Source organism: Pseudomonas fluorescens group sp. PF-69 (assembly GCF_054481235.1).
The window spans coordinates 3,859,254-3,880,641 of record NZ_JBTMNC010000001.1; the positions used below are offsets into that span (position 1 = coordinate 3,859,254).

Genomic DNA, 21,388 nt, shown 5'->3' on the forward strand with positions numbered 1-21,388 from the left:
CGCCGCAATGTCCAGAACCTCCGACAGCCCAGCATCTGCTGCCTACGCTGTAACCCCCAGCGACACCACTGTTCTGTCGCCTCTGCCGCGCTCGCTTTACATCGGCGCCGCTGGGAACGTTGCGGTCATTCCTGAAGATGGCTCCACCTCGGTTGTGTTCGTGGCGGTATCCGCCGGGCAGATCCTGCCTATCCGCGCCAAGAAAGTGATGTCGACCGGCACCACCGCAACCAGCATCGTGGCGATGTACTGATGATCGGCCTGGGCTCGAGCATCTGGCGCGGCGTCAAGGGCGTCGGGGCCAATGGCAGCGTTTCATTGCCAGCCCCTACAACGGTCAACTTCACCTCGGCCCAGGTATCCCCGGGCTTTACTGGCTCGGTCAGCACCACCAAGAACGCGGCCCGGGTTTATGCTCGTGGCGCGCGCACCCTGTGGTGCGGGTACATCACCGGCACCGAGGCAAAGCTGACAAACCCCTCTGACTTCGGCGATAACGCTGGGTCCATGGAAGTGGCCATCGACGGCGGGGCATTTGCCGCAGCGCCGAACGCTGCTTCGGTCTACACGCTGTTCACCGGCCTGCCGCATGCAGCCAGGTTCGTCGAAGTGCGTTGGGTTGCTGCAATGGCTGATGCTCCGTACATCGCATCGTCAGGCAACGTGCTTGCGGTGACTGGGCAACCTCCGGCGCTGCAAACCTTTGTCGGCAAGATCGAGACAGGTGCTGATTCATCCTTGGGCCTGTACAACGGCGCAGTCATCGCCAACGCGGCGAACTACACGCCGTCGCTAACAACGCCGAAGGGCACCACCTACGGCTCCTGCATCAACTCGGTCAAGATCAAAGGCGCATTCACCAAGCTGGCGGTCACGCTCAACGGAACCCGCAAGGTGGGCGTCAGCAAGAACGGCGGAGCGGCTACGTATTACTCTGTCGCCGATGAGACTGATTTCCCACCGCGCGCCTTGATCATTCCGTGCGACGGGTCTGCTTCGACGTACAACATTTGGGACGATGGCAACCAAGTGCCAACCGGTGGCACCTTTTGCGTGTCGGCCGACTCGGCATTTCTGGACATCGGCACTCGTCGGCGTCTGGATCAGTACGGCGACTCGATCACCTACGGTTCTGGGCCCGGCGCCACATCGGCGGATACGGAGACCATGCGCGTGGCTGCGGCCCTCGGGTTCGTCGGCAGCACCAACGGGATCAGCGGCCTGACCATTGCCGGGATGAAAACGCTGTTCGACAACGTGTTACCGCTGAAAACAATCGGTGCCGACGATGTTGCAATCCTGGCCATTGGCGGCAACAGCGCAACGGATGGTATCGATGCAACAGATCAGGCCGACTATTCAGCATGCATCGACAAGCTGCTGGTCAAGAGTTACGGCAAGGTCTTGTGCCGCGGCATTCTGCCAAACGCAGGAGCCCAGGCCGCTGTCGACGCAGCCAACATAATCCTCAAGGGGGTGATGGACGCCAAGGCAGATCCTAGGCTGGTCTGGATCGATCCTTCAACCTGGACGTTCTCTACCCAAGACGGAACCCACCCAGACGCGGCGGGCTACGTGACCATTGCTGGTTTTGCCATTCCTGCCTACACCACCGCGCTCGGTCTATAACCGCATGAGGCCACTATGTTGATCATTGAAAACGGCACCATCGTGGCCGGCGCCGAGTCATTTGCCACTGCTGCAGAACTGGTGGCGTACGCGGCGAACTTCGGCCGGGTGATTCCGGCTGACACACCGTCGCAGGAAGCATTGTTGCGCCGGGCCGCGCTCCAGATGGATGCACTGAACTGGAAGGGCCGCGCGGTCAATCGTGACCAGGCGCTGGCGTGGCCACGCTTCAACGTCTGCCGGAATGGCTGGGTGCTCCCATCCGACTCAATTCCGGCACAGATCAAGGCCGGGCAAATGGCCCTGGCCACTGAGATTCACGCCGACGATCTATCTCCGCCCGAGCAACGCCTTGGCGCGATCAGCCGGGAGAAGGTCGGCCCGCTTGAAACCGAGTACTCGACTGCAAGCCCCATCATCAGCAAGCCTGCCGCTGTTCGGCAGTCATATGCGCAGTTCTCTGGGCTTCTGCAGTCATCCAGCCAGGTCTCACTGAGTAGAAGCTGATGTCAGATATCTATGATCGGGCGAAGGCGAGCGCAGCGCGAATGCTGGCGCCTCGCAGCAATGGTGGCAAAGGCCTGGAACTGTCACTGCTCCGCGTCACGACCGGTGAATATGACCCGGGAAGTGGCACAACCCCAGTGACAACCGATCAATACGACGGCTCGGGCTTTCGCGAGAACTACAACCAGCGCGATATCGACGGATCCCGCATCAAGCAGGGCGACGTGAAGATCCTGATCTCGCCGCTACTGCTGGACGGGACCGATACACCACAGCCGATCAGCCAGGACAAAATCCTGTTCGACGGCGACACCTACACCGTCCAGAACGTTGACCCTTGGGATTACGCCGGCCTCGCGGTTGGCTTCAGTGTGCAGGCGCGCAGATGAGCTTCGCACTGGATCTGAAGGCATTCGCCGAGAAGGCCAATGCCAATGCCGAGACCGTCATCAAGAAGGTCGCCATCGACCTGCTGAATGACGTAATTGATCGATCTCCAGTAGGGAAGCCAGAAATTTGGGCGGCCAACGCAGTAGCTAGGCAGTACAACGATGAGGTCGCTCGGCTCAACGCAGAGCTGCGCAATGATCCAGCCAACCTCAATAAAAGAGGGTTGTTTAAGCCTGGAATCAAGATCAATGACAGCATGGATCTTGTCGCCGGAAAGGGGTATGTCGGCGGCAGGTTCAGGGGCAATTGGCAGGTATCGTTCGACACTCCAAAAACCGGCGTGCTGGATCGCATTGATAAGTCTGGCGACGACACAAAAGCTGCTGGCTCGGCTGTAATCCAAGGATTCACAAGCGGAGTCAGCACTATCTGGCTGATGAACAATATTGTTTACAGCTTGGCCCTTGAATATGGGCACTCAACGCAAGCACCTGCCGGCATGACGCGTATATCTGTGCTTGACGCACAGGCTTACATTAATGACGCCATCGCGGAGCTCCCCTGATGTCAGACAAGATCATCCGCAGCCTCTTTGAAGGCCGCCTGAAGACGTGGGCCGCGGCCAGGGTTCCTGCACTGCCGATTGCCTATGAAGACGTCGCTTTCACGCCGCCGACTGACGGTTCGCCTTACCTGCGTGCGTTCTTGCTGCCGGCCAACACGACCAGCGAAGACCTCGAAGGCAAGCACACGGCTTACCGTGGCGTGTTCCAGGTCAGCGTGGTGACCAAGGCCGGCATCGGCCGCGGCGCTGCTGAGTCGATCGCCGACGAGATCGCCGCGCTGTTCCAGAACAACCTGGGCCTGACAAAGACGACTTTCACCGTCTACGTCCGCTCGCCGATGGCGACTGCGCAGGCCCAGCAGGGCGACACGACTACAACGCTACCGCTGTCGTTCCAATACCGGGCCGACACCACCACCTAATCCGCCCATTGGGCAAACCCAGAACCCGCCATTGAGCGGGTTTTGTCATTCTGCATAGAGGAATACCCATGGCCGTAAAATTGCCTAACGGTGCGACATTCGAGCACGCCGCCACCTACGCCGCAGCGCTCCCGTTCTCTGCCATCTCCAACGCTTCCGAAGCCATTTGCACCGTTACTGGCGCGACTCTGGTAATCGGCGACATCCTGCTGGTCACTTCCGGCTGGACCGCGCTGAACAACAGAGTGGTTCGCGTGAAGGCTGCTACTGCCACCGCGATCACCCTGGAAGCGATCGATACCACGGATACCACTGTTTATCCGGTGGGCTCCGGCGCCGGATCTCTTAAAAAAGTCCTGACATGGGTGCAGATCCCGCAGGTGACCGACTTCGCGTCCGCTGGCGGCGATCAGAACTACACCGACGTCGCCTTCCTCGAGGCTCAGCAGGGCTTCCAGATCCCGACCGACAAGTCTGCCGCAAGCATGACCATCACCGTCGCCGATGACCCTGCACTGCCATACGTGACAGTCGTTACCGCTGCAGACGCCGCCAGAACCATCCAGGCTACGCGCATGAACCTGCCAGGCACCGACAAGATTTACTACGGCGTCTACACCTCGTTCTCGAAGCAGCCGACCATCGCGCGCAACAACGTGATGACCAAGACGGTATCGCTGGCTCAGCAAGCCGACCCAACCCGTTACACCTCGTAAGGAAACCACATGGCCAGTTTCAAGATTGCCCAGAACGCCACGTTCAAGGCTGAAGTCGAGATCCCGCGTGTCGGCCTCGATCCGGTCAAGGTCGAGTTCGAGTTCAAGTACCGCGACCGCAAGGAACTGTCGAAGTATCACGACAAGTGGAACAAGGAGCGTGACGCGCTGATTGCTGAATCCATGAAGGATGGTGCTACCTGGGAAGAGGCGACCGAGGCACAGGTTAGGCTTGAAGTTGGGCAGCTCAAGGAGATCCTAGTTGGCTGGGGCTATGAAGATGAGTTCGGCGAAGATTCCCTAACAGAACTAGCGCTGACCTGTGTTGGCGCTCCGGCGGCAATCCTCAATGCCTATAAAAAGGCCTATGAGATCGCCAGCCGGGGAAACTGATAGCCGCGGCGCGCGCGATGTACGAGCCGCGCGCCACAGCCGAAGATATGGCGAAGCTGGGCCTGACGCTGGCCGACATTGCAGAGGATAACGTGGAGATCTGGCCAGACAACTGGCCAGTCTTCCGTTTGTTCAATGCACTCGGCACTCAGTGGCGCACTGGGCCGGGCGGAGCCACCGGACTTGACTACTCCGTCATCCGCGAAGTGGCGGCCCTCATCGGCATCAAGAAGCGGCAAATCCCCGAACTATTTCCTGACCTTCAAGTAATGGAGGCCGAAGCGCTCGCCGTCATGGCTGAGGCATAGTGAATTTTATTGTCAGGAGAGTGGCATGACACAAGACATCGCCAGCCTTGGGATCAAGGTAGAGACCGGTGAGGTAGCCAAGGCGTCCACAGAGCTGGATGGTCTGGCGCAGGCTGGCGCGAAGGCCGAGAAGGCTACGGAGAGCCTGTCCGGTGAGAGCAAGAAGGCCAGCATCTCCATCAAGGCGATGGCGGCGGAGACGAAAGCGGCTGAGGCGGCCACGGCCAAGCTTGGCAAGCAGACTGCGGCCACGGGCGTATCAGCGACGCAAACTGCTGCGGCGTTGCGCGGCGTACCGGCTCAAGTCACGGACATCATCACCAGCCTGCAAGGTGGGCAGGCTCCACTGACTGTCCTCCTGCAACAAGGCGGCCAGCTCAAGGACATGTTCGGCGGCGTAGTTCCAGCTGCCAAGGCACTTGGCGGATACGTCACCGGCCTGATTAATCCATTCACCCTGGCTGCGGCTGCAGCGGCTGCATTGGGCCTTGCCTATTACAAGGGCAGCGAAGAGGCGACGGCCTATAACAAGGCCTTGATCATCTCTGGCAACGCGGCGGGGACCAGTGCTGACCAACTTGGATCGCTGGCCACGCAAATCAGCTCCACCATCGGTACCACTGGTGCGGCGGCAGAAGTGCTGGCTCAGCTCGCCGGCAGCAGCAAAATTGCAGGCGAAAGCTTCGGCGTCGTGGCCACGGCCGCGCTTGAGATGCAATCTGCCACAGGAAAGGCTATCGAAGAGACGGTCGCCGAGTTCGCCAAGATCGGCAAGGACCCGGTAGCTGCTGCGAAAGAGCTGAACGATCAGTACAACTTCCTCACTGCGTCCGCTTACTCGCAGATCGTCGCTCTGAAAGAGCAGGGCGACACTATTGGTGCGGCGAAGCTGCTGACCGACACCTATGCCGATACCATCAAGACCCGCACGACTGATGTAACGGCCAACCTCAGCCTAATTGAGAGGGGCTGGAGGCTTGTTAAGGAGGAGTCGAAGAAAGCACTGGATGCAACCATGGACGTCGGTCGCGCTCAGTCGATTGATGAGCAAATTGCCCAGCGCGAGAAGTTGCTTGCTGATCGGAAGGACGGCTTTCTATCTAATCTATTCCCGGACACTCTCGGCGCCGGCAGCGATTCGACGAAATTCATCGAGGGCCAGATCGATGCGCTCAAGCGTGCAAAGGTCCAGATCGAAGCGAATGCCAAGGCGGAAGGCGACAAGGCAACAATTCAGCGCGAAGGCATTGATGCTGCCGCCAAACTGAAGACCATCAGCGACGCCAACCTCACCAACGAGGAGAAGCGCAACAAACTGATCAAGGAGTACAAGCGGGACGTCGAGGCGTTACGCAAGGCGAACCCTGATGATCCACTGGTCCAAGCCGACGTCGTCGCCAAGAACATCCAGAACATCAAGGACAAGAACAAGGACCCGGCCGGGAAGGCGAATCAGCTCAACCTGACGGGCTACAACGACGCCCAGAACGCGATCAAGGATCTTCAGGCAACCTACTCGAACTCCGAGAAAGAGCTTGAGGCGCAGCAGAAGGCTGGCCTGATCACGCAGCAAAACTACCTAGACCAGCGTACTGCGCTGATCCGGGCGGAGCGTGAGGAGGTCACTGGAGCCTATCAAGCTGAGATTGCGTCTCTGGAAGCGGTCAAGGATAAGTCGAGCACGACTGGCGAGCAGCGTATTCAGCTCGACCAGAAGATCGCCGACGCGCGCACCAACATGGTCAAGGCGCAAAAGGATGCCGACAGCCAGCTCGAAGTGCTCGCCACCAATGAGCAGGGCCGACTGAAGAAGCAAGCCCTGGCGATCCAGACCTACACCGACGCGCTGAATCAGCAGAACATCACGCTTCGCCAGCAAGGGCAGCGTGAGGCGGCAAGCCTTGGCATGGGTGACCGGCAGAAAGGGCTGCAAAGCCAGTTCAACGGCATCGACGACAAGGCCAACGCCCAGCGTATTGATCTGGCCAACCAGTACGGCGATGGCTCGCGCGGCATGAGCCTCGACGAGTACAACGCCAAGCTGAAGGCTGTCGCACAGAGTCAAACTGATCTGCGCAATACGGCCATTGCCAACTACAACGGCATTACCGAGGCGCAGAGTAGCTGGAGTGCTGGGGCATCGTCTGCTTGGCAGAACTACCTCGAATCCACTCGCGACGTTACGAGCCAGACCAAAAGCCTGTTCACCAACGCTTTCACCTCCATGGAAGACGCCATCGTCAACTTCGCCACGACTGGGAAGCTGTCGTTCTCCGACTTCGCGAAGTCTGTTCTGTCTGACATGGCCCGTATCGCGGTTAGGCAGGCCAGTTCGTCGGCGCTGAGTAGTCTGTTCGGTATTGCCGCAAGTGCGGCTGGTGGGGCATCTGCTGGTGGATCAGCATCCTACACCGGCGCCTACGGTTTCGATGGGGGCGGCTATACCGGCGATGGCGGCAAGTATCAGCCTGCTGGCATTGTGCATAAGGGTGAGGTGGTGATCCGTAAAGAGGTGGTCCAGCAGCGCGGTATGCGCGGATACCTGGAGCGCCTGAACAAGCGCGGCTATGCGGACGGCGGCTATGTCGGCTCGTCCGACGGATCTGCGTCGCATGGTGGCGGCGGAGAAACGCCAATCGTCGTCAACGTAGATGCGCGGGAAAGCGGGGCGTCAGGGGTTGACCCTGTTCGCCTGGCCGAGGCCATCAAGGTCACTGTCAGGCAGGAAATCGCAACCGCTCGCCGTAACGGCGGCCAACTCGCATAAGGAGGCGTCATGCCGACATTTACATGGGTTCCGGCCTACGACGCCACCAAGACGATTACGCCGACGGTCAAGGTCATCAAGTTCGGTGACGGCTATGAGCAGCGCCAGGGATCCGGTATCAACCAGCAGGCGCGCAAGTTCGCCATAACGTTCAAACGGCCCAAGGCAGAGATCGATGCCATCGACACCTTTCTCAAGGCTCGCGGCGCGATTGAAGCTTTCGACTATGTGCACTCCGGCCAGGCAACAGGGAAGTATGTCTGCCGAGAGTGGACGAGAACCAATATCGCCAAAGGCATTGACGGCCTGTCTGCGACCTTTGAGGAGGTATTCGAATGAGTGAGCTTCAGGGTCAGCTCGCGCTCGCGAATGGCATGTCGATCTGGGAAGGGTTCGAGCTGGTGCTGCCTGATCAGACGCTTCGCTTTCATGCAGGCGTGAACGAAACGCTTGGATCGGTTGCGTGGCAAGGGAATCCTTACACGCCTTGGCCGATTAAGGCTCAAGAGTTCGCTACGCCCAGTCAGGGATCGCCGGCCCGGCCAAAGCTTCAAGTCGGGAACTTCGGCGGCACTGTCTCAGCCTTGTGTCGGCAATATGAGGATTTGCTTGGGGTAAAGCTCAAGCGCCGCCGCACGCTGGTCAAGTACCTGGACGCGGCGAACTTCGCTGGTGGCAACCCAACTGCAAATCCAGCAGAAGAGTACCCGGTCGAGACATGGATCATCACGCGCAAGGCCAACGAGACGCCGGCCGCGATCGAGTTCGAGCTTGGCTCGCCGCTCGACTTGCAAGGCGTCAAGCTTCCTCGTCGCCAGGTGGTGGCAGGCACTTGCCTGTGGGCCTATCGCTCTGGCGAGTGTGGTTATGCCGGCGGGCCTGTGGCCGACTATACCGACAACCCAACCAGTGACCCTGCAAAGGATCAATGCAGCCGCACCTTGCGGGGCTGCAAAAAACGCTTCGGCGAGTTCGGTGAGTTGCCTTTCGGCGGCTTCCCGGGCATTGCCCGCGTTCCGAGACTTTGACCATGAGCAAATTGTTCAATAAGTGCCGGGCTGAAGCCGAGGCGCACGCAGGGGCTGAGTACCCGCGAGAGTCATGCGGTCTGGTCGTCAGCGTGCGCGGAAAGCCGTCATATGTCCCATGTCGCAATCAGTCGGATGAGCCGGATCACTTCATCTTGCACCCCGAGGACTACGCGACTGCGGAAGATCTGGGTGATATCGTCGCTGTGGTGCATTCGCACCCTGATGCTGGCCCCGAGCCAAGTCTGCACGATATCGCGAGTCACGCGGCCAGCCGCATGACCTGGTGGATTGTCGGCCTGAAGGATGGTGCAGCGACCTGGCACGAAATGCCGGCCGCCGGCGAAATGCCGCTCGAGGGCCGGGTCTTTGTCCATGGCGTGATCGACTGTTACACCCTGGTCCGCGATTACTACCGCCAGGTGCTCGGCATCATCCTTCCGGACTACCATCGCAAGGATGACTGGTGGCACAACGGCGAGAATCTGTACGTCGATAATTTCGAGCGAGCAGGTTTTGTCCCGGTAGACACGCCGCAGGAAGGCGACTTGATCGTCATGGCTATCGGCAGCCCAACCCCGTGTCACGGCGCTATCTGGTTGGAAGGCGACGTCCTGCTGCATCACCTTTATGGCCGATTGAGTTGCCGCGAGGTCTACGGCCGCGCCTACCGCGAGTGCACGACCCACATCATGCGTTACAAACGATAGGCCCTGTATTTGTTCGGTCTTTGCCTGTTAGAGTCGCCAAAACACATGGAGGCTCAGCAATGCGGAAAGCTATAACAGTCATGGCACTGATCGCGCTGGCGGGGTGTGCATCGACTGCGATACCAGTTAACAAGGCAGAACCCGTCCCGGCGGATGAGCTGTATGCCTTTCAGTCAAAACCGGCTGGTGAAAGTGGGAAGGTTACGGTCGTACGCGATGGCGGGATGGTCGGATCTGGATGTGATGTGGTTGTTTATATTGATGGCCATAAAGCGGCCAAGATCGGTACTAGCCAGCGGGCCACGTTCTACTTGGAATCAGGGGCGCCAAGCATTGGCGTCGGGTTCGCCGGATCTGGGCTATGCGTGGGCGTTGCAATACGCACGATATCTGCCACTGTAAAACCAAACCAAGAAAGCTTTTTCAGAATAAGTGGCGATATGTCCGGTATCTACATTGGGCCATACGTCGACTATCAGTGATCTTGCGAGAATAAAACCGCCTACGGGCGGTTTTTTATCGCCTGGAGAAAAGTATGTGCTCTGCCCGCGTAACGCCGATGACCACCATTTTGCTATCTGGCAGCCTAGCCCAAACATTCGGTCGTAAGCACATTCGTCTACTTGAAACAGGTACAACAATTGAGGCATTCAGCGCGCTGAAGCACACCATTCCAGGGTTTGAGGACTTCATTCGAGACTCGGCACGGAAGGGGCTTCGGTACGCCATCTTTCGAAACCGCGAGAACGTCGGGGAGAAGGCGTTCTCTCTTAGCGGCACAACTGAAATTCGCATTGTTCCAGTCGTTGCTGGTAGCAAAAATGGCGGCTTATTCCAGACCGTCGTCGGTGTGGCATTGGTCGTAGTAGGTGCTTTTACTGGTCAGCCATGGATTTCGGCGATGGGCATTAGCCTAGCTCTTGGTGGCGTCGTGCAGATGCTGTCACCGGTTCCAAAGGCCTCCAGCCAGCAAGACCAAGCCAGCACCGAAAACAAACCCAGCTACCTCTTCAACGGCGCCTTCAACTCGACGCAGCAAGGCCTTCCTGTGCCTGTTGTTTACGGGAAGATGCTGGTTGGCTCCAGCGTTGTATCGGTCGGCACCTGGGCGGAGGCGATTCCCGCATGAGTGAAATCATTGTTGGCCGCAAGGGCGGCGGGAAGGGCGGGGATGGTGGTGGATCTGCGCGTGCAGCGGTTGAAGCACCTGACAGCCTTCGTTCGCGTCAGCATGTGCGAATTCTGCACGCGATCTGCGAGGGCGAAATCAACGGCATCCCATATGGCTCAATGGGCATATTCTTCGACGACGTACCGTTGCAAAACGCTGACGGCAGTTACAACTTCTCCGATGTGAGCGTCGATTTCCGCTACGGCACTCAGTGGCAGCCGTACATGCCGATGACAGGCCTGGAGGCAGAGCAGACCGTTGGCGTAGAGATGAAAGGGTTTATCCCGATCGAGCGCGCCATTACCGACACCGATGTGGATGCTGTGCGGGTAACCGTCAGCGTGCCCCAGCTTTATATACAGAATACGGCGAACGGAGATACCGGCGGCAACTCCGCATTGTTCCGGGTCGAGGGCAAGCTGGGGAGTGGCGCGTGGTCGCAACTGTGCGAAGACATCCTCATCAATGGCAAGACGATGAGCCGCACACAGTTCTCCTATTACCTGCGCCTCCCTCCATCTGGTGGTCTTCCAAGGTACATCCGCCTGACCCGCATGGGAGGTGATTCGACCAGTTCGTCAAATCAGAACCGCACATTCTTCGACAGCATGACGCTGCTGTGGGATGAAAAGCTGCGCTATCCGAATACCGTGATGTGCGGCGTCAGCATTGATGCGCAGCAGTTTTCCAGCATTCCACGTATGTCGTTTCTGGTGCGCGGGTTGATGGTCCTGATTCCGAGCAACTACAACCCAATCACCCGGGCGTATACCGGGTCGTGGAATGGCACATTCACCCGAGCCTGGACCGATAACCCTGCGTGGGTGTGGTACGACATGCTGACCAATACCCGCTACGGGCTGGGTGGCCTGCTCGACTCGACATTGATCGACAAATACGCGCTGTACAGCATCGCGCAGTATTGTGATGCGCTGGTGCCGGATGGTTACGGCGGCGTTGAGCCGCGCTTTACCTGCAACCTGGCACTGACTACCCAGCAAGATGCCTGGAAACTGGTCAATGACCTAGTGTCGGTGTTCCGGGCGATTTGCTTCTGGGCGGGCGGCACGCTTACTGCCGTGCAGGATGCCCCTCGCTCGAGCCGGTACCTGTTCAACAACTCGAACGTGGTCGGCGGTGAGTTCAGTTACCAATCTGTTGCCTCCGACCAGCGTTACAACGTCGCGGCCGTTACCTGGAACGATCCGCTGCAGCAGTACAAACAGTCGGTCGAGGTCGTTGAACGGCCTGATTTGATCGCGACGTGGAATCGGATTCAGCAGAGCGACGTGGTAGCCATTGGCTGCACATCGCGCGGTCAGGCTCGCCGTCTCGGTCGTTGGTTACTGTACGCCGAAAGCGAGGCGGTCACCTTCGCCTCGGGCGCCGATGGGGCAATCCCGCTGCCCGGCGACATCATTGATGTGGCCGATGCATTTCGGGCAGGTGCTCGCAATAGCGGTCGACTTTTATCTGGCAGCACGGCATCAAACCTGCTGCTGGATGCGCCAATCGGTACGGACGGAACTGGCATAGTCGGCGTGGTGATGGCGGATGGATCGTACGCGACCGCTTCCGTGACTGTAGGAGCGGGTGCAACTTCCATCACAGTGTCGCCGCCTTTGGCGTCAGCACCTCTGGCCAGTGCGCCTTGGGCGTTTTCGATAGCATCGCTGGAGACGCAGAAATTCCGTGTCATCGGCATCAGCGAAGGCGACGACGGCACCTATGCGATCAGCGCGCTAGCGCATGATCCGGACAAGTACAACGAAATCGAATACGGCACCCCGGACGTCGATAACCCGATCAGTAACGTCAATCTGTCCGCTCCGGATCCGGTGGGGCAACTGACCTTCACCGAATCGCTTTACGACACCGGGACCGGCCTGGCGGCTGCACGGGTGACGGTGAGCTGGACACCGCCGGCGCGGGCGATGCGTTACGAAATCGAGGTGAAGAAGCCCGGCGGCAACTGGGAGTACGTGGCGGAAATCGCCTCGCCCATCATCGACTTTGACTCGGCGTCTTCCGGCCTGTGGTCGGTACGGGTGACACCGAAGTCAGTGTTGGGTCTGGCCGGCAAGGCCGCGCTGCAGGACTACAACGCCCAGGCACTGCTGGCGCCGCCGTCTGAGCTGGTTGGCTTGCGGCTGGACGTGATCAACAGCGTGGCCACACTGGCCTGGGAGCCAGTGCCAGAACTGGACGTGAAGCTCGGTGGCAGCATCAACATTCGTCACTCCCGCAGTACTTCGTCGACCTGGGATTCGGCATTGCCGTTGACCGAAGTGGCCGGTCGCTCGACGTCTTCGGTGGTGGCCTTGCTGCCTGGCAAGTACTTGGCGCGGGCGGTCGACTCTTCAGGCGTCGGCGGTCCTATCACCGAGGTCTGGTCGGATGCTCAGGTGCCGCTGCCGACTAACGTAGCGCTGATCATCACCGAATCGCCGGCTTTCACTGGATCAGCGGTCAATGCGTCGGCCGCAGACGGCGTACTGAAAATGACCGGTGCCGGGTTTTTCGACGATGTGCCGGACGTTGATGCGTTGCTCGGCGAGGTGGATAAGTTCGGTGGTTCGACGCTTACAGCGACCTACAGCTTTGCTGCGCCGTCTGACCTGGGTTACGTCTACGACTGCCGCCTGACGGCCGATGTCGAGGCGGCGCTGTATGACGACGGCACCTACATCGATACGGTCCAGGACTTCGACTCGCTGACCAGCATCGACGGCGACCCACCGAATGGTGCGTCGTTGGCGCTGTGGGTTCGCACTTCGGACGTCGTCGACCCTGTCGCGTGGTCGGCCTGGAAGCCTTTCGTCGTTGGTGATTACCGAGCCCGTCTGTTCGACTTCGAGTTGCGCGGATCGGTGCAGCAAAGCACCAACTGGATCGATATTTCGAAACTCGAGGTGGTGATCGACATGCCAGATCGCATTGAAAGCGGTAATGATCTGGCTGTGACGGCGGATGGCTTGGTTATCAGCTACACGCCGCCTTTCAATGCGCCGCCGGCGGTCAGCCTGACCGCGCAAGGACTTTCCCCGGGCGACTACTTCGATGTTTCCGCTAAGACCGTTACCGGTTTCACGGTCTTCATCCGCAATTCCAGTGGGGTCGCCAAATCAGGCTGCTCGATTGACTACATCTCAAAGGGGTACTGATTTATGTCTCAGCACGATATGGACGTTGCCAACGGTCCAGGGCTGACATTCCGCACCGACATGAACGCTGCGCTGCAGGCGCTAGCGTCCCAGAGCAGCGGGGCGGCGGAGCCGAGCCCAATCTTTCCTTGTCAGGTCTGGGCGGACATTGGCACCGGGCGGCTGAAGCAGCGAAACGTGGCCAACACCGCCTGGATCGATCGTGGTCCGCTGAACACGGCGATGACGACCTTGGCGGATTACGGCATCACCGATGCCTTCGGCAAGGCTGCTGGCGACGCTGCCGTTCTGGCCATTACCGGACTCACTACTCGGGTCGGTACGGACGGGGGTCTCGGATTCCGTAACAAGCTCATCAATGGTCGCTTCGGCGTCAACCAGCGCGGCTACGTGTCTGGCGTGGCAACCACCACTGCCAACCAGTGCACCCTGGACCGCTGGTGGGTTGTGGTCAGCGGGCAAAATCTCAGCTTCAGCGCCAACAAAAATGGGAACCAGGTGGTGGCTCCAGCCGGCGGTCTTGAGCAGATCATCGAAGACATCAACATCGAGGGCGGGGTTTACACCCTGAACTGGATCGGTACAGCGGTGGCCACAGTCAACGGCATCGCCATTGCCAAAGGCGGAAGTACCGCGTCACTGCCGGCCAAGACCAATGTGACCATCCGCTTCAGCGGCGGCACCGTGGCCGAGGCACAATTTGAGCTGGGCACTTCGCCAACGCCGTTCGAGGCGCGCGGCATCTCCATTGAGTTGCTGCTGTGCAAGCGATACTTCGAGACTATGCAGGCCACTCAATACCGAGAGGGCGGAGCTGCACGGCAGTCGATGGGCGCCCCTGTGAGTTGGTCCGTCGAGAAAAGAGTGTCGCCCACCATCATTCTAGGGACTGCCTCGGGAGCCTCGAACATCTTCTCGTACAACGTGAACACGCCAAATAAATTCGGCTGCTTGTACCTTCTTCAGCAGGATCTGGCGGGCATCACCGGCGCCACCCTGGCCTTTAGCGGCAACGCGGAGTTCGTCTAAATGTACAAGTTGACCAGTGGTGAAGAGATCATCCGCCTTGCTGATGGGGCCATCATTCCAGCCGACCCGGAAAACCCCGACCGCCAAGAATATGAGCGGTGGTTGTCCGAAGGGGGTATCCCACAGCCAGCGTTTACGGACGCCGAGCTGGCGGAAAAACAGTTGGCCCGTGATATCGAAACCGAAAACGCCTGGCGCACCAATGAGCTCGCCGTTACGGCGCGTCAGCTCGAAGCCATCGAAGAAGCCGAAGCGGATGTGCCACCTGCTGATTTGTTGGGTGGCACACGCAAGCAGTGGTTGAAGCACCGAGGATTGGTCAGTAACTGGAAAGAGGGTGTCGCGCCGTTTCCAGACTCAGCGCAGCGGCCGGTCCGGCCCGCGTAAATCAACTGCACGAAGCGCCCGCCATTGAGCGGGTATTTTTTTGCCTGGAGAAAAGTGATGCCTGTAACTGAGAAAGATCGTGATGTCCTCGCTCGTACGCTGTGGGGCGAGGCACGCGGTGAGAGTTTAGCCGGCCAGATCGCCGTGGCTTGGACCATCCGCAACCGCGTGGATGATGGTAAGGATCGGTCGTGGTGGGGCGAAGCCTACGCCGGTGTTTGCCAGAAGCCGTACCAGTTTAGTTGCTGGAACAAGACCGACCCGAACTATCAATTCCTGATTGGCGTGAAGCAGATTCCATTCCGCGAACTGGCACAGTGTCGAGTCGTGGCCGACCAGGTGATCGATGGCAAGGTTCCTGATCCAACTGGCGGAGCCACGCACTACTACGCAACCACCATGCCGAAGCCGCCCACTTGGGTGAAGGGCGCCAAGCAGACACTGGCGCTTGGGCATCACATTTTCTTCAAGGATGTACCATGACCGCCTTCAGTAGAGTGTCCCGAGTTCTCGCCAAATCTGAAGAGGATCGGCTTTTCTTCGAATGCCCAGGCTGCCAGATGGTCCACGGGATTTCCCATGGACCTGGTCCAGGCCCTCGCTGGGGTTGGAATGGAAATGTCGAGACGCCTACCTTCACCCCTTCGGTCCTAGTGACGTGGAGCGAGCCGAGCGACAACCCTGGCGAATTTGACGATGCCTCCAAGGACGTGAAGAAGGCCTGTCATTCGTTCATCACCGATGGGCGTATTCAGTTTCTGGGAGATTGCACCCATGCCCTTGCTGGGCAGACGGTTGACCTTCCACCTTGGGAGGACGAGCCATGACACCAACGTCGATAAAGCTGGCGCTGGTCGGCGTGCTGGCATTGCTGCTGCTCACCGCTGGCGCCGCTTGGAAGGTCCAGGACTGGCGCTACGGCAAGAAGCTCGCCGAGCAGGCAGGCCTGCACAAGGATGACCTGACCTCCATAAGCAACGCAGCCGCCGCACAGGTGCGCGCGGACCAGAACAAACGTCTTGCGCTCGAGCAGCGCCTGGCAACCAATGACCAAACCCATCATCAGGCTTTGACCAATGCTCAAAAAGACCAAGCTCGCCTGCGCGATCGCCTTGCCACTTCTGATTTGCGGCTGTCAGTCCTCCTTGCCGAGGATTCAACCGGTGGCTGTTCAGTGCCAGCCGGTACCAGCGCCGGCGGCTTGGTTCATGGAGGAGCGCGCGCCCGACTTGACCCAGCGCATGCTCAACGAATTATCGGAATCACCGACGCCGGCGATCAAGGACTGATCGCATTGGCGGCGTGCCAGGCGTACGTCAGAGAAGTGAGTCGCTAATTTACTGGCGCTTGGCCTCTTGCAGCTCCCTACGCAGTTTTTCGTTTTGATCACGGACCAACGACAGGCTTTGAATTTCTGCCAGCTGTTCTGTGGTTTCCGCTTCAAGGTTGGCCATCCAATCGCGAGCCTTCTTGAGCTCGTCTGACAGTTGGTCGTTCATTCCCACCAGGTTGGAGATGTTTTCCTTCGCTGACTGCAGCTGGCGCCTCAGCTCATGGATGTCTTCCTCGAGCATGCTTGCGTAGTGCTTGACGGTCTCAAGTTGGGTCGGACTGCCCAGCCAGTCGTCGGTGTCTTCGATTTCGTATGGGTCCATGGTTGGGCCTTGTTTATACTGTTTAGATATACAGTAATCGAAGTGCAGTTATTCGGCGAGGGCAGAACGACGAGCAGTAAATTTCGGGGGTTGGTGTTCGGTCGGCAGGACGCCGGAGGAGGGTGCGTGACTTTTGCGTGACTCTCTCACGCACTTGTAAGCTCTTGTGGGCATTCGGTTGCAGCGAGCGCCAATGATTACGGGCAAAACAAAGGGGCTTACAATGGTCCTGCGTGCATGGGGTGCTAGGGGTCGAGTGTTCGAATCACTCCGTCCCGACCATATAAATCAAGGGGTTGCGAGACTTTATCTCGCGACCCCTTTTTATTTTCGAGCGTTTTTACCCCTACAAAACGACTGGCTCTCGGTGGAATCTTGACCAACACCACCTGGGGTTACACCCTAAATTGTTGGCTTTCTCGGGGAGTTGGTTACCTTCACGGCACAGCTTTTAGCCTTAGGAGAGGTGCAATCGCAGAGTGTTGACGCGTGCATGGATATGCACATATAGTCGGTTGCATGACTAATCGAATCCTTAACCGAACCCGCGCAATTGACGCTGCAATCGAGTCTCTCGATGGCGCTTTCTTCAAGGCGCTTTGCGAGCCTTCGCGTGTAGCTGTGCTCAAGCGCGTGATGCAACTGGGGCGCGCCGACATCGGAGAGATTGCGGAAGCACTGCCCCAGGAACGCTCAGTTGTTTCCCGGCATCTGCAAGTACTGTTAGAGGCAGGTATCGTCCGCGGTACCAAGGTCAGCAGGCAGATGTTCTACGAGGTGGATGGTCCGGCAGTGGTGACACGCCTCGAAGCCATTCTTCAGCATATGAAAAGCCTCGCCCCATTCTGCTGCCCAGGTACGTCCGGATAGTTTTTTTTGCTCTGCAATGTGCATGAGTGTGCATATATGAATGTAATAAATGAAATCTTGGATGTCATTGTGATCGGTGCAGGCCAGGCAGGATTAGCGTGCGGTTGGCACTTACAGCAGCAAAACCTTAGGTTCCTGATTTTGGATGCTGAGCGGTCACCGGGAGGGAATTGGCGCAATTACTACGACAGTCTGAAGCTTTTTTCTCCAGCTGCTTACTCGTCATTGCCAGGCATGCGCTTCCCGGCAGAACCTGATCATTACCCGCTTCGTGATGATGTCGTACGCTATCTGGAAGACTATGCAAAGGCATTCAGATTGCCAGTTCGTCAGTACACCCGTGTGCAGCATGTACGAAGAGAACGCGGGCTGTTTCAGCTTCAAACGGACGATGGAGAAATTTTCTGCTCCAGGGCGCTGGTCGTGTGTACGGGGGGATTCAATCAGCCGTTCATTCCAGATATTCAAGGGCTTCAGGGCTTTCTCGGGCGCAGTTTGCACAGCGCGGAATATCGAAATGCCGAAGGCTTTGGTGATCAACGAGTGGTTGTGGTCGGTGCTGCGAACTCGGCTGTTCAAATTGCTTATGAACTGGCCCATGTGAGCAAAGTCGTGCTGGCAAGCAGGGAGCCAATTCGGTTTTTTCCACAAAAGATACTGGGTCTGGATTTTCATGCGTGGCTGAAATGGTCGGGGTTGGAAAAGACCCGTTGGTTGAATGACCAAAGTACGCCGGTGCTTGATGACGGGATCTATCGTCGAGCCCTTAAGGAAAAGTTGTTCGAGCGTAAGCCGATGTTCGAGGCGATAACACCAACCGGCGTGATCTGGGCTGATGGGCTGTTCGCGCCGACACCGATTTGATCCAGTTGCCGAAATGTCACTGACCCAGTCTGATTCCTCTCGAACCATTGCCTACGCTGGATTTGTGCCAATTTGGAGGTGGGGCAGTCTTGCGTCGGCACGTGGGTCAATTCGGCGTCGGTGTGAACAATGATTGGCACCGATACCATTCTGGAAGTCGTTAATCTGCACCTCTTCTGTGATCGGGCCATGTACTATGGCTTGGCGTGGACGCCTGGCGATCTTGAACAGCGCATTGGCCGGGTCAATCGCTATTTCAGCAGATAGAACGCCGTCTGATACAGGCGGGCAACGGAGCGGAAGCGCCACCGCGGCTGGAAGTCCACTATCCATATTAAGCGACACGTTGGAGCGCCAGCAGATCGAAATACTCATGGCGCGTAAACGCGAGGTTGATGCCGTTGTTGATCCAGTGTTTGCCGTTGACCTGAGGAAAGCGGCGAGAGGTGAGATTCAGCAGGGGATTCCAGCGGACAGGGAAGCGACGGAGCTCATCCCGGACGTTGCCGGTTATTTTGGAACCCGCAAGCATCTTCCCGCGTAGGGGGAGTGGTGCACGGGGTAACTCAGGCACTACTCGTTTCATGTGCATGACTCAAATGAACATACGGTAGAGGCCACTCCGTGTATGAAGTTAAGTCTTGCCGGTGCAGGTGCAGGTGCAGGTGCAGGTGCCGGTGCGGGTGAGGCGGAGGCATTTGATGTCGGGTTCCTGTTGCTCATTCCTCAAGGTTATCGGAAATGCTGGTGATGTGGATCGCGTTTGCGCCATCGTCGCCAGTGAGATAGAGCCGCAGGGCGAAAAGCATGTCAGGGGTATGGTCGCCGTCGGGCTTCTCGATGTTGATCTGCACCCGGGAAAAGAGTCCGACCTTGACTACGCGACTAACTCCGTCCCCCGTTCGACCTTATTAGCCAGTTCCTTGGTAATCCTCTGATGCGGCTGAAGGAGCATCTTGATTTCAGCGTCTGAGGAATCACGAGCACGAGGCAAACCCAGTAGAAGTTCGAGTAATTCTGCTGTAGCGCGAGTCCAGTTGACGGTAACCCGTTTATCATTTTCGCCTTTCCTTGGTGGGCACGATCTGATCTGACTCAGCTTCGCGCTCAGCAAATCAAGAATTGACCTGAGCTGTGCCAAATCAAACTTCTCAATGAAATGCTGGTCTCGCCAGACCGCATAAGCAAAAGCCCGGAGAGTGCTTTCCGTGGGGCGATCCATAAGCTTCGACAATAATTGTTTCTGCCACGGTTCGGAGACACTGCCCAGCGTAAAACCAAGTGCTCGTGGGTTGAAAACATTTTCCTTGGCGACCTGTTCGTTTATCCACTGAACACACTCGTCGGGTGCGTCCTTGCCCATGCTACACATTAAGAAAAATATTTCGTTTTTTATCGGCTCTGGAAGTGCGCTTTCATTCAGTAACGCAACGAGATACCGGATATCGTCTCGGGTTGGCTCGGAAAACTCTTTCGGACATTCCGGGTCGTCGATCGAACGTCCGTCGCGCCAGATTTGTATGACAGGATAATAGAGTCCGCTGCGTATTTTTTTGACCACGCTTTTGGTTGACGCTTCGTCGAAATCCTTCAGGCGCTCTGTTTCTGTATGGTTTTGCGCGGCCACTTTACGACCGTAGTGTTTTCCATCTTTTTCTTGAAGCTCAAATGAAATGCTATCTCCTTGGGTGAACAGCATTACGCTCAGTGAACGGCGTTTTTATGTAAGGTTTTTGAGATGGATTTTACCGGCGGTTTTCATGGGGTGCGTTGGAAAGTTTTATCAGGAAATATCAAGTACTGATTTTTTCTGAGTGGCTGTTGATACGGTCTATCAGGTAATCATATGTGGTTGTTCGCGAAAATCGTTAACAATCGCGCAAGTCTGCGATCGTGCACCGACTTCATCCCCGCGGATCTCCCGGTAGATAATGCCCCGTCACCTTGAAAAACGCCGCTGATGTCCTGTCCCCGGGCGAACCATCGACCTTTACAAATATTCCAGGGAACGTATTGAGCCACCGTTGCAAGTCCTCCGCCCTGGCCACGTCCTCCGGATTGACCGGTTTGGTGGCCGAGTAGTTGACGATAATCGGACCGTTTTGCTCAGCAGGAGCCGGCTGATCCTCGAAATCGATATAGCCATTTTCAGCCATGCGCCGCAGCAATACTGCTGCACCACATTGCGCCGACTTCGCCGAGTCCGACCAGGTGCCGTCACTCACGTACTTGCCGCTTTGGTAGTGGTTACTGAAGCTCCACAGGTAAGGCGACAAAACATGGGGGTGATACAGGCGATAACCAATTCCATTGAACAGCTCAAGCTGATACAGGGTACCGGCCAGTGTCCAGTCGGTCCTCGTACCCAGCTTGCGCAGGCTCAAGGCATCGACGGCACTGGCTTCCCAGGTGAAAGGCGGTCGGCCAAGGGGCGGGCGGCCTGCGGGCACGTGTACGGTACGCGCGCTCAAGGGATCCCCATTATGCAGGTGTTTATTGAAGTTCTGGCTGGACTCCATGTTGTGCACCACTGCAATAAAGCCCCAAGGGATGCCCATTTTTTCGGCGACGCCCTGATACTGTTCGCGGTGCTCGTACAGGGTATTTACCAATGTGTTTACATCATTGACGCGTGAGGGGTTTATCAGGCAGCTATTGAATAGCTGTTCATATTCATTTCTTAACGCAGGGGTAAGGCTGAGTTTGGCCATGGCGTGTACCTGCGTAACTTTTTAGTTTGAACTGGACGTGAGCCGTGGAGGAGGGCTCGGTTTTTTGGACCAAGGCAAGGTGCGTCGAGATAGAGCGTACTT

At 57.8% G+C, this 21,388-nt stretch carries 27 protein-coding genes and 1 pseudogene; 23 read left to right on the forward strand and 5 right to left on the reverse strand.

Annotated elements, in window-relative coordinates; all coding sequences use genetic code 11:
* The first annotated feature begins 7 nt into the window (after positions 1-7).
* The 21 genes from ACX3YF_RS18120 (at position 8) to ACX3YF_RS18220 (ending at position 16,522) form a co-directional block, all read left to right on the forward strand.
* On the forward strand, positions 8-253 hold the full coding sequence (locus tag ACX3YF_RS18120; protein WP_458974052.1) for a spike base protein, RCAP_Rcc01079 family: 246 nt from the start codon (positions 8-10) through the stop codon (positions 251-253).
* On the forward strand, positions 253-1,629 hold the full coding sequence (locus ACX3YF_RS18125) for an SGNH/GDSL hydrolase family protein (RefSeq protein WP_458974053.1): 1,377 nt from the start codon (positions 253-255) through the stop codon (positions 1,627-1,629). The genes ACX3YF_RS18120 and ACX3YF_RS18125 overlap by 1 nt, the downstream gene beginning before the upstream one ends.
* 15 nt (positions 1,630-1,644) lie before the next feature.
* On the forward strand, positions 1,645-2,136 hold the full coding sequence (locus ACX3YF_RS18130) for a DnaT-like ssDNA-binding protein (protein ID WP_458974054.1): 492 nt from the start codon (positions 1,645-1,647) through the stop codon (positions 2,134-2,136).
* Positions 2,136-2,525: a hypothetical protein gene (locus ACX3YF_RS18135; protein WP_458974055.1), complete on the forward strand. Its 390-nt coding sequence runs from the start codon at positions 2,136-2,138 to the stop codon at positions 2,523-2,525. The genes ACX3YF_RS18130 and ACX3YF_RS18135 overlap by 1 nt, the downstream gene beginning before the upstream one ends.
* Positions 2,522-3,091, forward strand: a complete 570-nt coding sequence (locus tag ACX3YF_RS18140) for a hypothetical protein (protein WP_458974056.1) — start codon at positions 2,522-2,524, stop codon at positions 3,089-3,091. Before ACX3YF_RS18135 ends, ACX3YF_RS18140 begins: the two co-directional genes overlap by 4 nt.
* Positions 3,091-3,513: a phage tail terminator-like protein gene (locus tag ACX3YF_RS18145; protein WP_458974057.1), complete on the forward strand. Its 423-nt coding sequence runs from the start codon at positions 3,091-3,093 to the stop codon at positions 3,511-3,513. Before ACX3YF_RS18140 ends, ACX3YF_RS18145 begins: the two co-directional genes overlap by 1 nt.
* 68 nt (positions 3,514-3,581) lie before the next feature.
* Entirely contained in the window at positions 3,582-4,229 is a 648-nt protein-coding gene (locus tag ACX3YF_RS18150) for a phage tail protein (RefSeq protein WP_458974058.1), read from the forward strand.
* Positions 4,230-4,238: 9 nt separating this feature from the next.
* Positions 4,239-4,622 carry a phage tail assembly chaperone gene (locus ACX3YF_RS18155; protein ID WP_458974059.1) on the forward strand — a complete coding sequence of 128 codons (384 nt, stop codon included), beginning with the start codon at positions 4,239-4,241 and terminating at the stop codon, positions 4,620-4,622.
* Positions 4,623-4,639: 17 nt separating this feature from the next.
* A complete protein-coding gene (locus ACX3YF_RS18160; protein ID WP_458974060.1) occupies positions 4,640-4,930 on the forward strand; it encodes a DUF1799 domain-containing protein in 291 nt (96 codons plus the stop codon).
* A gap of 25 nt (positions 4,931-4,955) precedes the next feature.
* Complete coding sequence (locus ACX3YF_RS18165; protein ID WP_458974061.1) at positions 4,956-7,697, forward strand: phage tail tape measure protein; 2,742 nt, start codon at positions 4,956-4,958, stop codon at positions 7,695-7,697.
* A gap of 9 nt (positions 7,698-7,706) precedes the next feature.
* Positions 7,707-8,036 carry a phage tail protein gene (locus ACX3YF_RS18170; protein ID WP_458974062.1) on the forward strand — a complete coding sequence of 110 codons (330 nt, stop codon included), beginning with the start codon at positions 7,707-7,709 and terminating at the stop codon, positions 8,034-8,036.
* Positions 8,033-8,725, forward strand: coding sequence for a phage minor tail protein L (locus ACX3YF_RS18175; RefSeq protein WP_458974063.1), 693 nt, complete (start codon positions 8,033-8,035; stop codon positions 8,723-8,725). The genes ACX3YF_RS18170 and ACX3YF_RS18175 overlap by 4 nt, the downstream gene beginning before the upstream one ends.
* A gap of 2 nt (positions 8,726-8,727) precedes the next feature.
* The gene (locus ACX3YF_RS18180; RefSeq protein WP_458974064.1) at positions 8,728-9,435 is read left to right on the forward strand and encodes a C40 family peptidase; all 708 of its coding nucleotides are present in this window, start codon (positions 8,728-8,730) and stop codon (positions 9,433-9,435) included.
* Positions 9,436-9,494: 59 nt separating this feature from the next.
* A complete protein-coding gene (locus ACX3YF_RS18185) occupies positions 9,495-9,917 on the forward strand; it encodes a hypothetical protein (protein WP_458974065.1) in 423 nt (140 codons plus the stop codon).
* Positions 9,918-9,994: 77 nt separating this feature from the next.
* Complete coding sequence (locus tag ACX3YF_RS18190; protein WP_458974066.1) at positions 9,995-10,564, forward strand: tail assembly protein; 570 nt, start codon at positions 9,995-9,997, stop codon at positions 10,562-10,564.
* Positions 10,561-13,770 carry a TipJ family phage tail tip protein gene (locus tag ACX3YF_RS18195; RefSeq protein WP_458974067.1) on the forward strand — a complete coding sequence of 1,070 codons (3,210 nt, stop codon included), beginning with the start codon at positions 10,561-10,563 and terminating at the stop codon, positions 13,768-13,770. Before ACX3YF_RS18190 ends, ACX3YF_RS18195 begins: the two co-directional genes overlap by 4 nt.
* Before the next feature lie 3 nt (positions 13,771-13,773).
* Entirely contained in the window at positions 13,774-14,799 is a 1,026-nt protein-coding gene (locus tag ACX3YF_RS18200) for a hypothetical protein (protein WP_458974068.1), read from the forward strand.
* Positions 14,800-15,186 (forward strand): hypothetical protein, encoded by a 387-nt coding sequence (locus tag ACX3YF_RS18205; protein ID WP_458974069.1) that lies wholly within the window; start codon positions 14,800-14,802, stop codon positions 15,184-15,186.
* Positions 15,187-15,243: 57 nt separating this feature from the next.
* Positions 15,244-15,669 carry a cell wall hydrolase gene (locus tag ACX3YF_RS18210; RefSeq protein ID WP_458974070.1) on the forward strand — a complete coding sequence of 142 codons (426 nt, stop codon included), beginning with the start codon at positions 15,244-15,246 and terminating at the stop codon, positions 15,667-15,669.
* Positions 15,666-16,013, forward strand: coding sequence for a DUF6527 family protein (locus ACX3YF_RS18215; RefSeq protein WP_458974071.1), 348 nt, complete (start codon positions 15,666-15,668; stop codon positions 16,011-16,013). The genes ACX3YF_RS18210 and ACX3YF_RS18215 overlap by 4 nt, the downstream gene beginning before the upstream one ends.
* Positions 16,010-16,522: a lysis system i-spanin subunit Rz gene (locus tag ACX3YF_RS18220; RefSeq protein ID WP_458974072.1), complete on the forward strand. Its 513-nt coding sequence runs from the start codon at positions 16,010-16,012 to the stop codon at positions 16,520-16,522. The genes ACX3YF_RS18215 and ACX3YF_RS18220 overlap by 4 nt, the downstream gene beginning before the upstream one ends.
* Before the next feature lies 1 nt (position 16,523).
* Here the strand turns inward: ACX3YF_RS18220 and ACX3YF_RS18225 are convergent, their stop codons facing one another.
* Positions 16,524-16,841: a hypothetical protein gene (locus ACX3YF_RS18225; protein ID WP_458974073.1), complete on the reverse strand. Its 318-nt coding sequence runs from the start codon at positions 16,839-16,841 to the stop codon at positions 16,524-16,526.
* Positions 16,842-17,360: 519 nt separating this feature from the next.
* On the opposite strand from ACX3YF_RS18225, the gene ACX3YF_RS18230 reads away from it, so the two are divergent.
* Entirely contained in the window at positions 17,361-17,711 is a 351-nt protein-coding gene (locus ACX3YF_RS18230; protein WP_048377495.1) for an ArsR/SmtB family transcription factor, read from the forward strand.
* A gap of 36 nt (positions 17,712-17,747) precedes the next feature.
* Positions 17,748-18,551 (forward strand): annotated as a pseudogene (locus ACX3YF_RS18235) (flavin-containing monooxygenase); the annotation flags it as partial.
* A gap of 358 nt (positions 18,552-18,909) precedes the next feature.
* Here ACX3YF_RS18235 and ACX3YF_RS18240 read toward each other — a convergent pair.
* The 4 genes from ACX3YF_RS18240 to ACX3YF_RS18255 all read right to left on the reverse strand — a co-directional run bounded on the left by ACX3YF_RS18240 (position 18,910) and on the right by ACX3YF_RS18255 (position 21,286).
* Entirely contained in the window at positions 18,910-19,107 is a 198-nt protein-coding gene (locus ACX3YF_RS18240) for a hypothetical protein (RefSeq protein WP_458944661.1), read from the reverse strand.
* A 187-nt stretch (positions 19,108-19,294) separates the two neighbouring features.
* Entirely contained in the window at positions 19,295-19,429 is a 135-nt protein-coding gene (locus ACX3YF_RS18245) for a hypothetical protein (protein WP_458974074.1), read from the reverse strand.
* Positions 19,430-19,452: 23 nt separating this feature from the next.
* Positions 19,453-20,274 carry a hypothetical protein gene (locus tag ACX3YF_RS18250; RefSeq protein WP_458974075.1) on the reverse strand — a complete coding sequence of 274 codons (822 nt, stop codon included), beginning with the start codon at positions 20,272-20,274 and terminating at the stop codon, positions 19,453-19,455.
* A gap of 205 nt (positions 20,275-20,479) precedes the next feature.
* Positions 20,480-21,286, reverse strand: a complete 807-nt coding sequence (locus ACX3YF_RS18255) for a hypothetical protein (protein ID WP_458944665.1) — start codon at positions 21,284-21,286, stop codon at positions 20,480-20,482.
* Positions 21,287-21,388: the final 102 nt, after the last annotated feature.

What these genes read in the sequence shown, in the direction of transcription:
- ACX3YF_RS18120 (WP_458974052.1), top strand. Translation starts at nt 8, where the DNA reads ATGTCCAGAACCTCCGACAGCCCAGCATCTGCTGCCTACGCTGTAACC.
- ACX3YF_RS18125 (WP_458974053.1), top strand. Translation starts at nt 253, where the DNA reads ATGATCGGCCTGGGCTCGAGCATCTGGCGCGGCGTCAAGGGCGTCGGG.
- ACX3YF_RS18130 (WP_458974054.1), top strand. Translation starts at nt 1,645, where the DNA reads ATGTTGATCATTGAAAACGGCACCATCGTGGCCGGCGCCGAGTCATTT.
- ACX3YF_RS18135 (WP_458974055.1), top strand. Translation starts at nt 2,136, where the DNA reads ATGTCAGATATCTATGATCGGGCGAAGGCGAGCGCAGCGCGAATGCTG.
- ACX3YF_RS18140 (WP_458974056.1), top strand. Translation starts at nt 2,522, where the DNA reads ATGAGCTTCGCACTGGATCTGAAGGCATTCGCCGAGAAGGCCAATGCC.
- ACX3YF_RS18145 (WP_458974057.1), top strand. Translation starts at nt 3,091, where the DNA reads ATGTCAGACAAGATCATCCGCAGCCTCTTTGAAGGCCGCCTGAAGACG.
- ACX3YF_RS18150 (WP_458974058.1), top strand. Translation starts at nt 3,582, where the DNA reads ATGGCCGTAAAATTGCCTAACGGTGCGACATTCGAGCACGCCGCCACC.
- ACX3YF_RS18155 (WP_458974059.1), top strand. Translation starts at nt 4,239, where the DNA reads ATGGCCAGTTTCAAGATTGCCCAGAACGCCACGTTCAAGGCTGAAGTC.
- ACX3YF_RS18160 (WP_458974060.1), top strand. Translation starts at nt 4,640, where the DNA reads ATGTACGAGCCGCGCGCCACAGCCGAAGATATGGCGAAGCTGGGCCTG.
- ACX3YF_RS18165 (WP_458974061.1), top strand. Translation starts at nt 4,956, where the DNA reads ATGACACAAGACATCGCCAGCCTTGGGATCAAGGTAGAGACCGGTGAG.
- ACX3YF_RS18170 (WP_458974062.1), top strand. Translation starts at nt 7,707, where the DNA reads ATGCCGACATTTACATGGGTTCCGGCCTACGACGCCACCAAGACGATT.
- ACX3YF_RS18175 (WP_458974063.1), top strand. Translation starts at nt 8,033, where the DNA reads ATGAGTGAGCTTCAGGGTCAGCTCGCGCTCGCGAATGGCATGTCGATC.
- ACX3YF_RS18180 (WP_458974064.1), top strand. Translation starts at nt 8,728, where the DNA reads ATGAGCAAATTGTTCAATAAGTGCCGGGCTGAAGCCGAGGCGCACGCA.
- ACX3YF_RS18185 (WP_458974065.1), top strand. Translation starts at nt 9,495, where the DNA reads ATGCGGAAAGCTATAACAGTCATGGCACTGATCGCGCTGGCGGGGTGT.
- ACX3YF_RS18190 (WP_458974066.1), top strand. Translation starts at nt 9,995, where the DNA reads ATGACCACCATTTTGCTATCTGGCAGCCTAGCCCAAACATTCGGTCGT.
- ACX3YF_RS18195 (WP_458974067.1), top strand. Translation starts at nt 10,561, where the DNA reads ATGAGTGAAATCATTGTTGGCCGCAAGGGCGGCGGGAAGGGCGGGGAT.
- ACX3YF_RS18200 (WP_458974068.1), top strand. Translation starts at nt 13,774, where the DNA reads ATGTCTCAGCACGATATGGACGTTGCCAACGGTCCAGGGCTGACATTC.
- ACX3YF_RS18205 (WP_458974069.1), top strand. Translation starts at nt 14,800, where the DNA reads ATGTACAAGTTGACCAGTGGTGAAGAGATCATCCGCCTTGCTGATGGG.
- ACX3YF_RS18210 (WP_458974070.1), top strand. Translation starts at nt 15,244, where the DNA reads ATGCCTGTAACTGAGAAAGATCGTGATGTCCTCGCTCGTACGCTGTGG.
- ACX3YF_RS18215 (WP_458974071.1), top strand. Translation starts at nt 15,666, where the DNA reads ATGACCGCCTTCAGTAGAGTGTCCCGAGTTCTCGCCAAATCTGAAGAG.
- ACX3YF_RS18220 (WP_458974072.1), top strand. Translation starts at nt 16,010, where the DNA reads ATGACACCAACGTCGATAAAGCTGGCGCTGGTCGGCGTGCTGGCATTG.
- ACX3YF_RS18225 (WP_458974073.1), bottom strand. Translation starts at nt 16,841, where the DNA reads ATGGACCCATACGAAATCGAAGACACCGACGACTGGCTGGGCAGTCCG.
- ACX3YF_RS18230 (WP_048377495.1), top strand. Translation starts at nt 17,361, where the DNA reads ATGACTAATCGAATCCTTAACCGAACCCGCGCAATTGACGCTGCAATC.
- ACX3YF_RS18240 (WP_458944661.1), bottom strand. Translation starts at nt 19,107, where the DNA reads ATGCTTGCGGGTTCCAAAATAACCGGCAACGTCCGGGATGAGCTCCGT.
- ACX3YF_RS18250 (WP_458974075.1), bottom strand. Translation starts at nt 20,274, where the DNA reads ATGCTGTTCACCCAAGGAGATAGCATTTCATTTGAGCTTCAAGAAAAA.
- ACX3YF_RS18255 (WP_458944665.1), bottom strand. Translation starts at nt 21,286, where the DNA reads ATGGCCAAACTCAGCCTTACCCCTGCGTTAAGAAATGAATATGAACAG.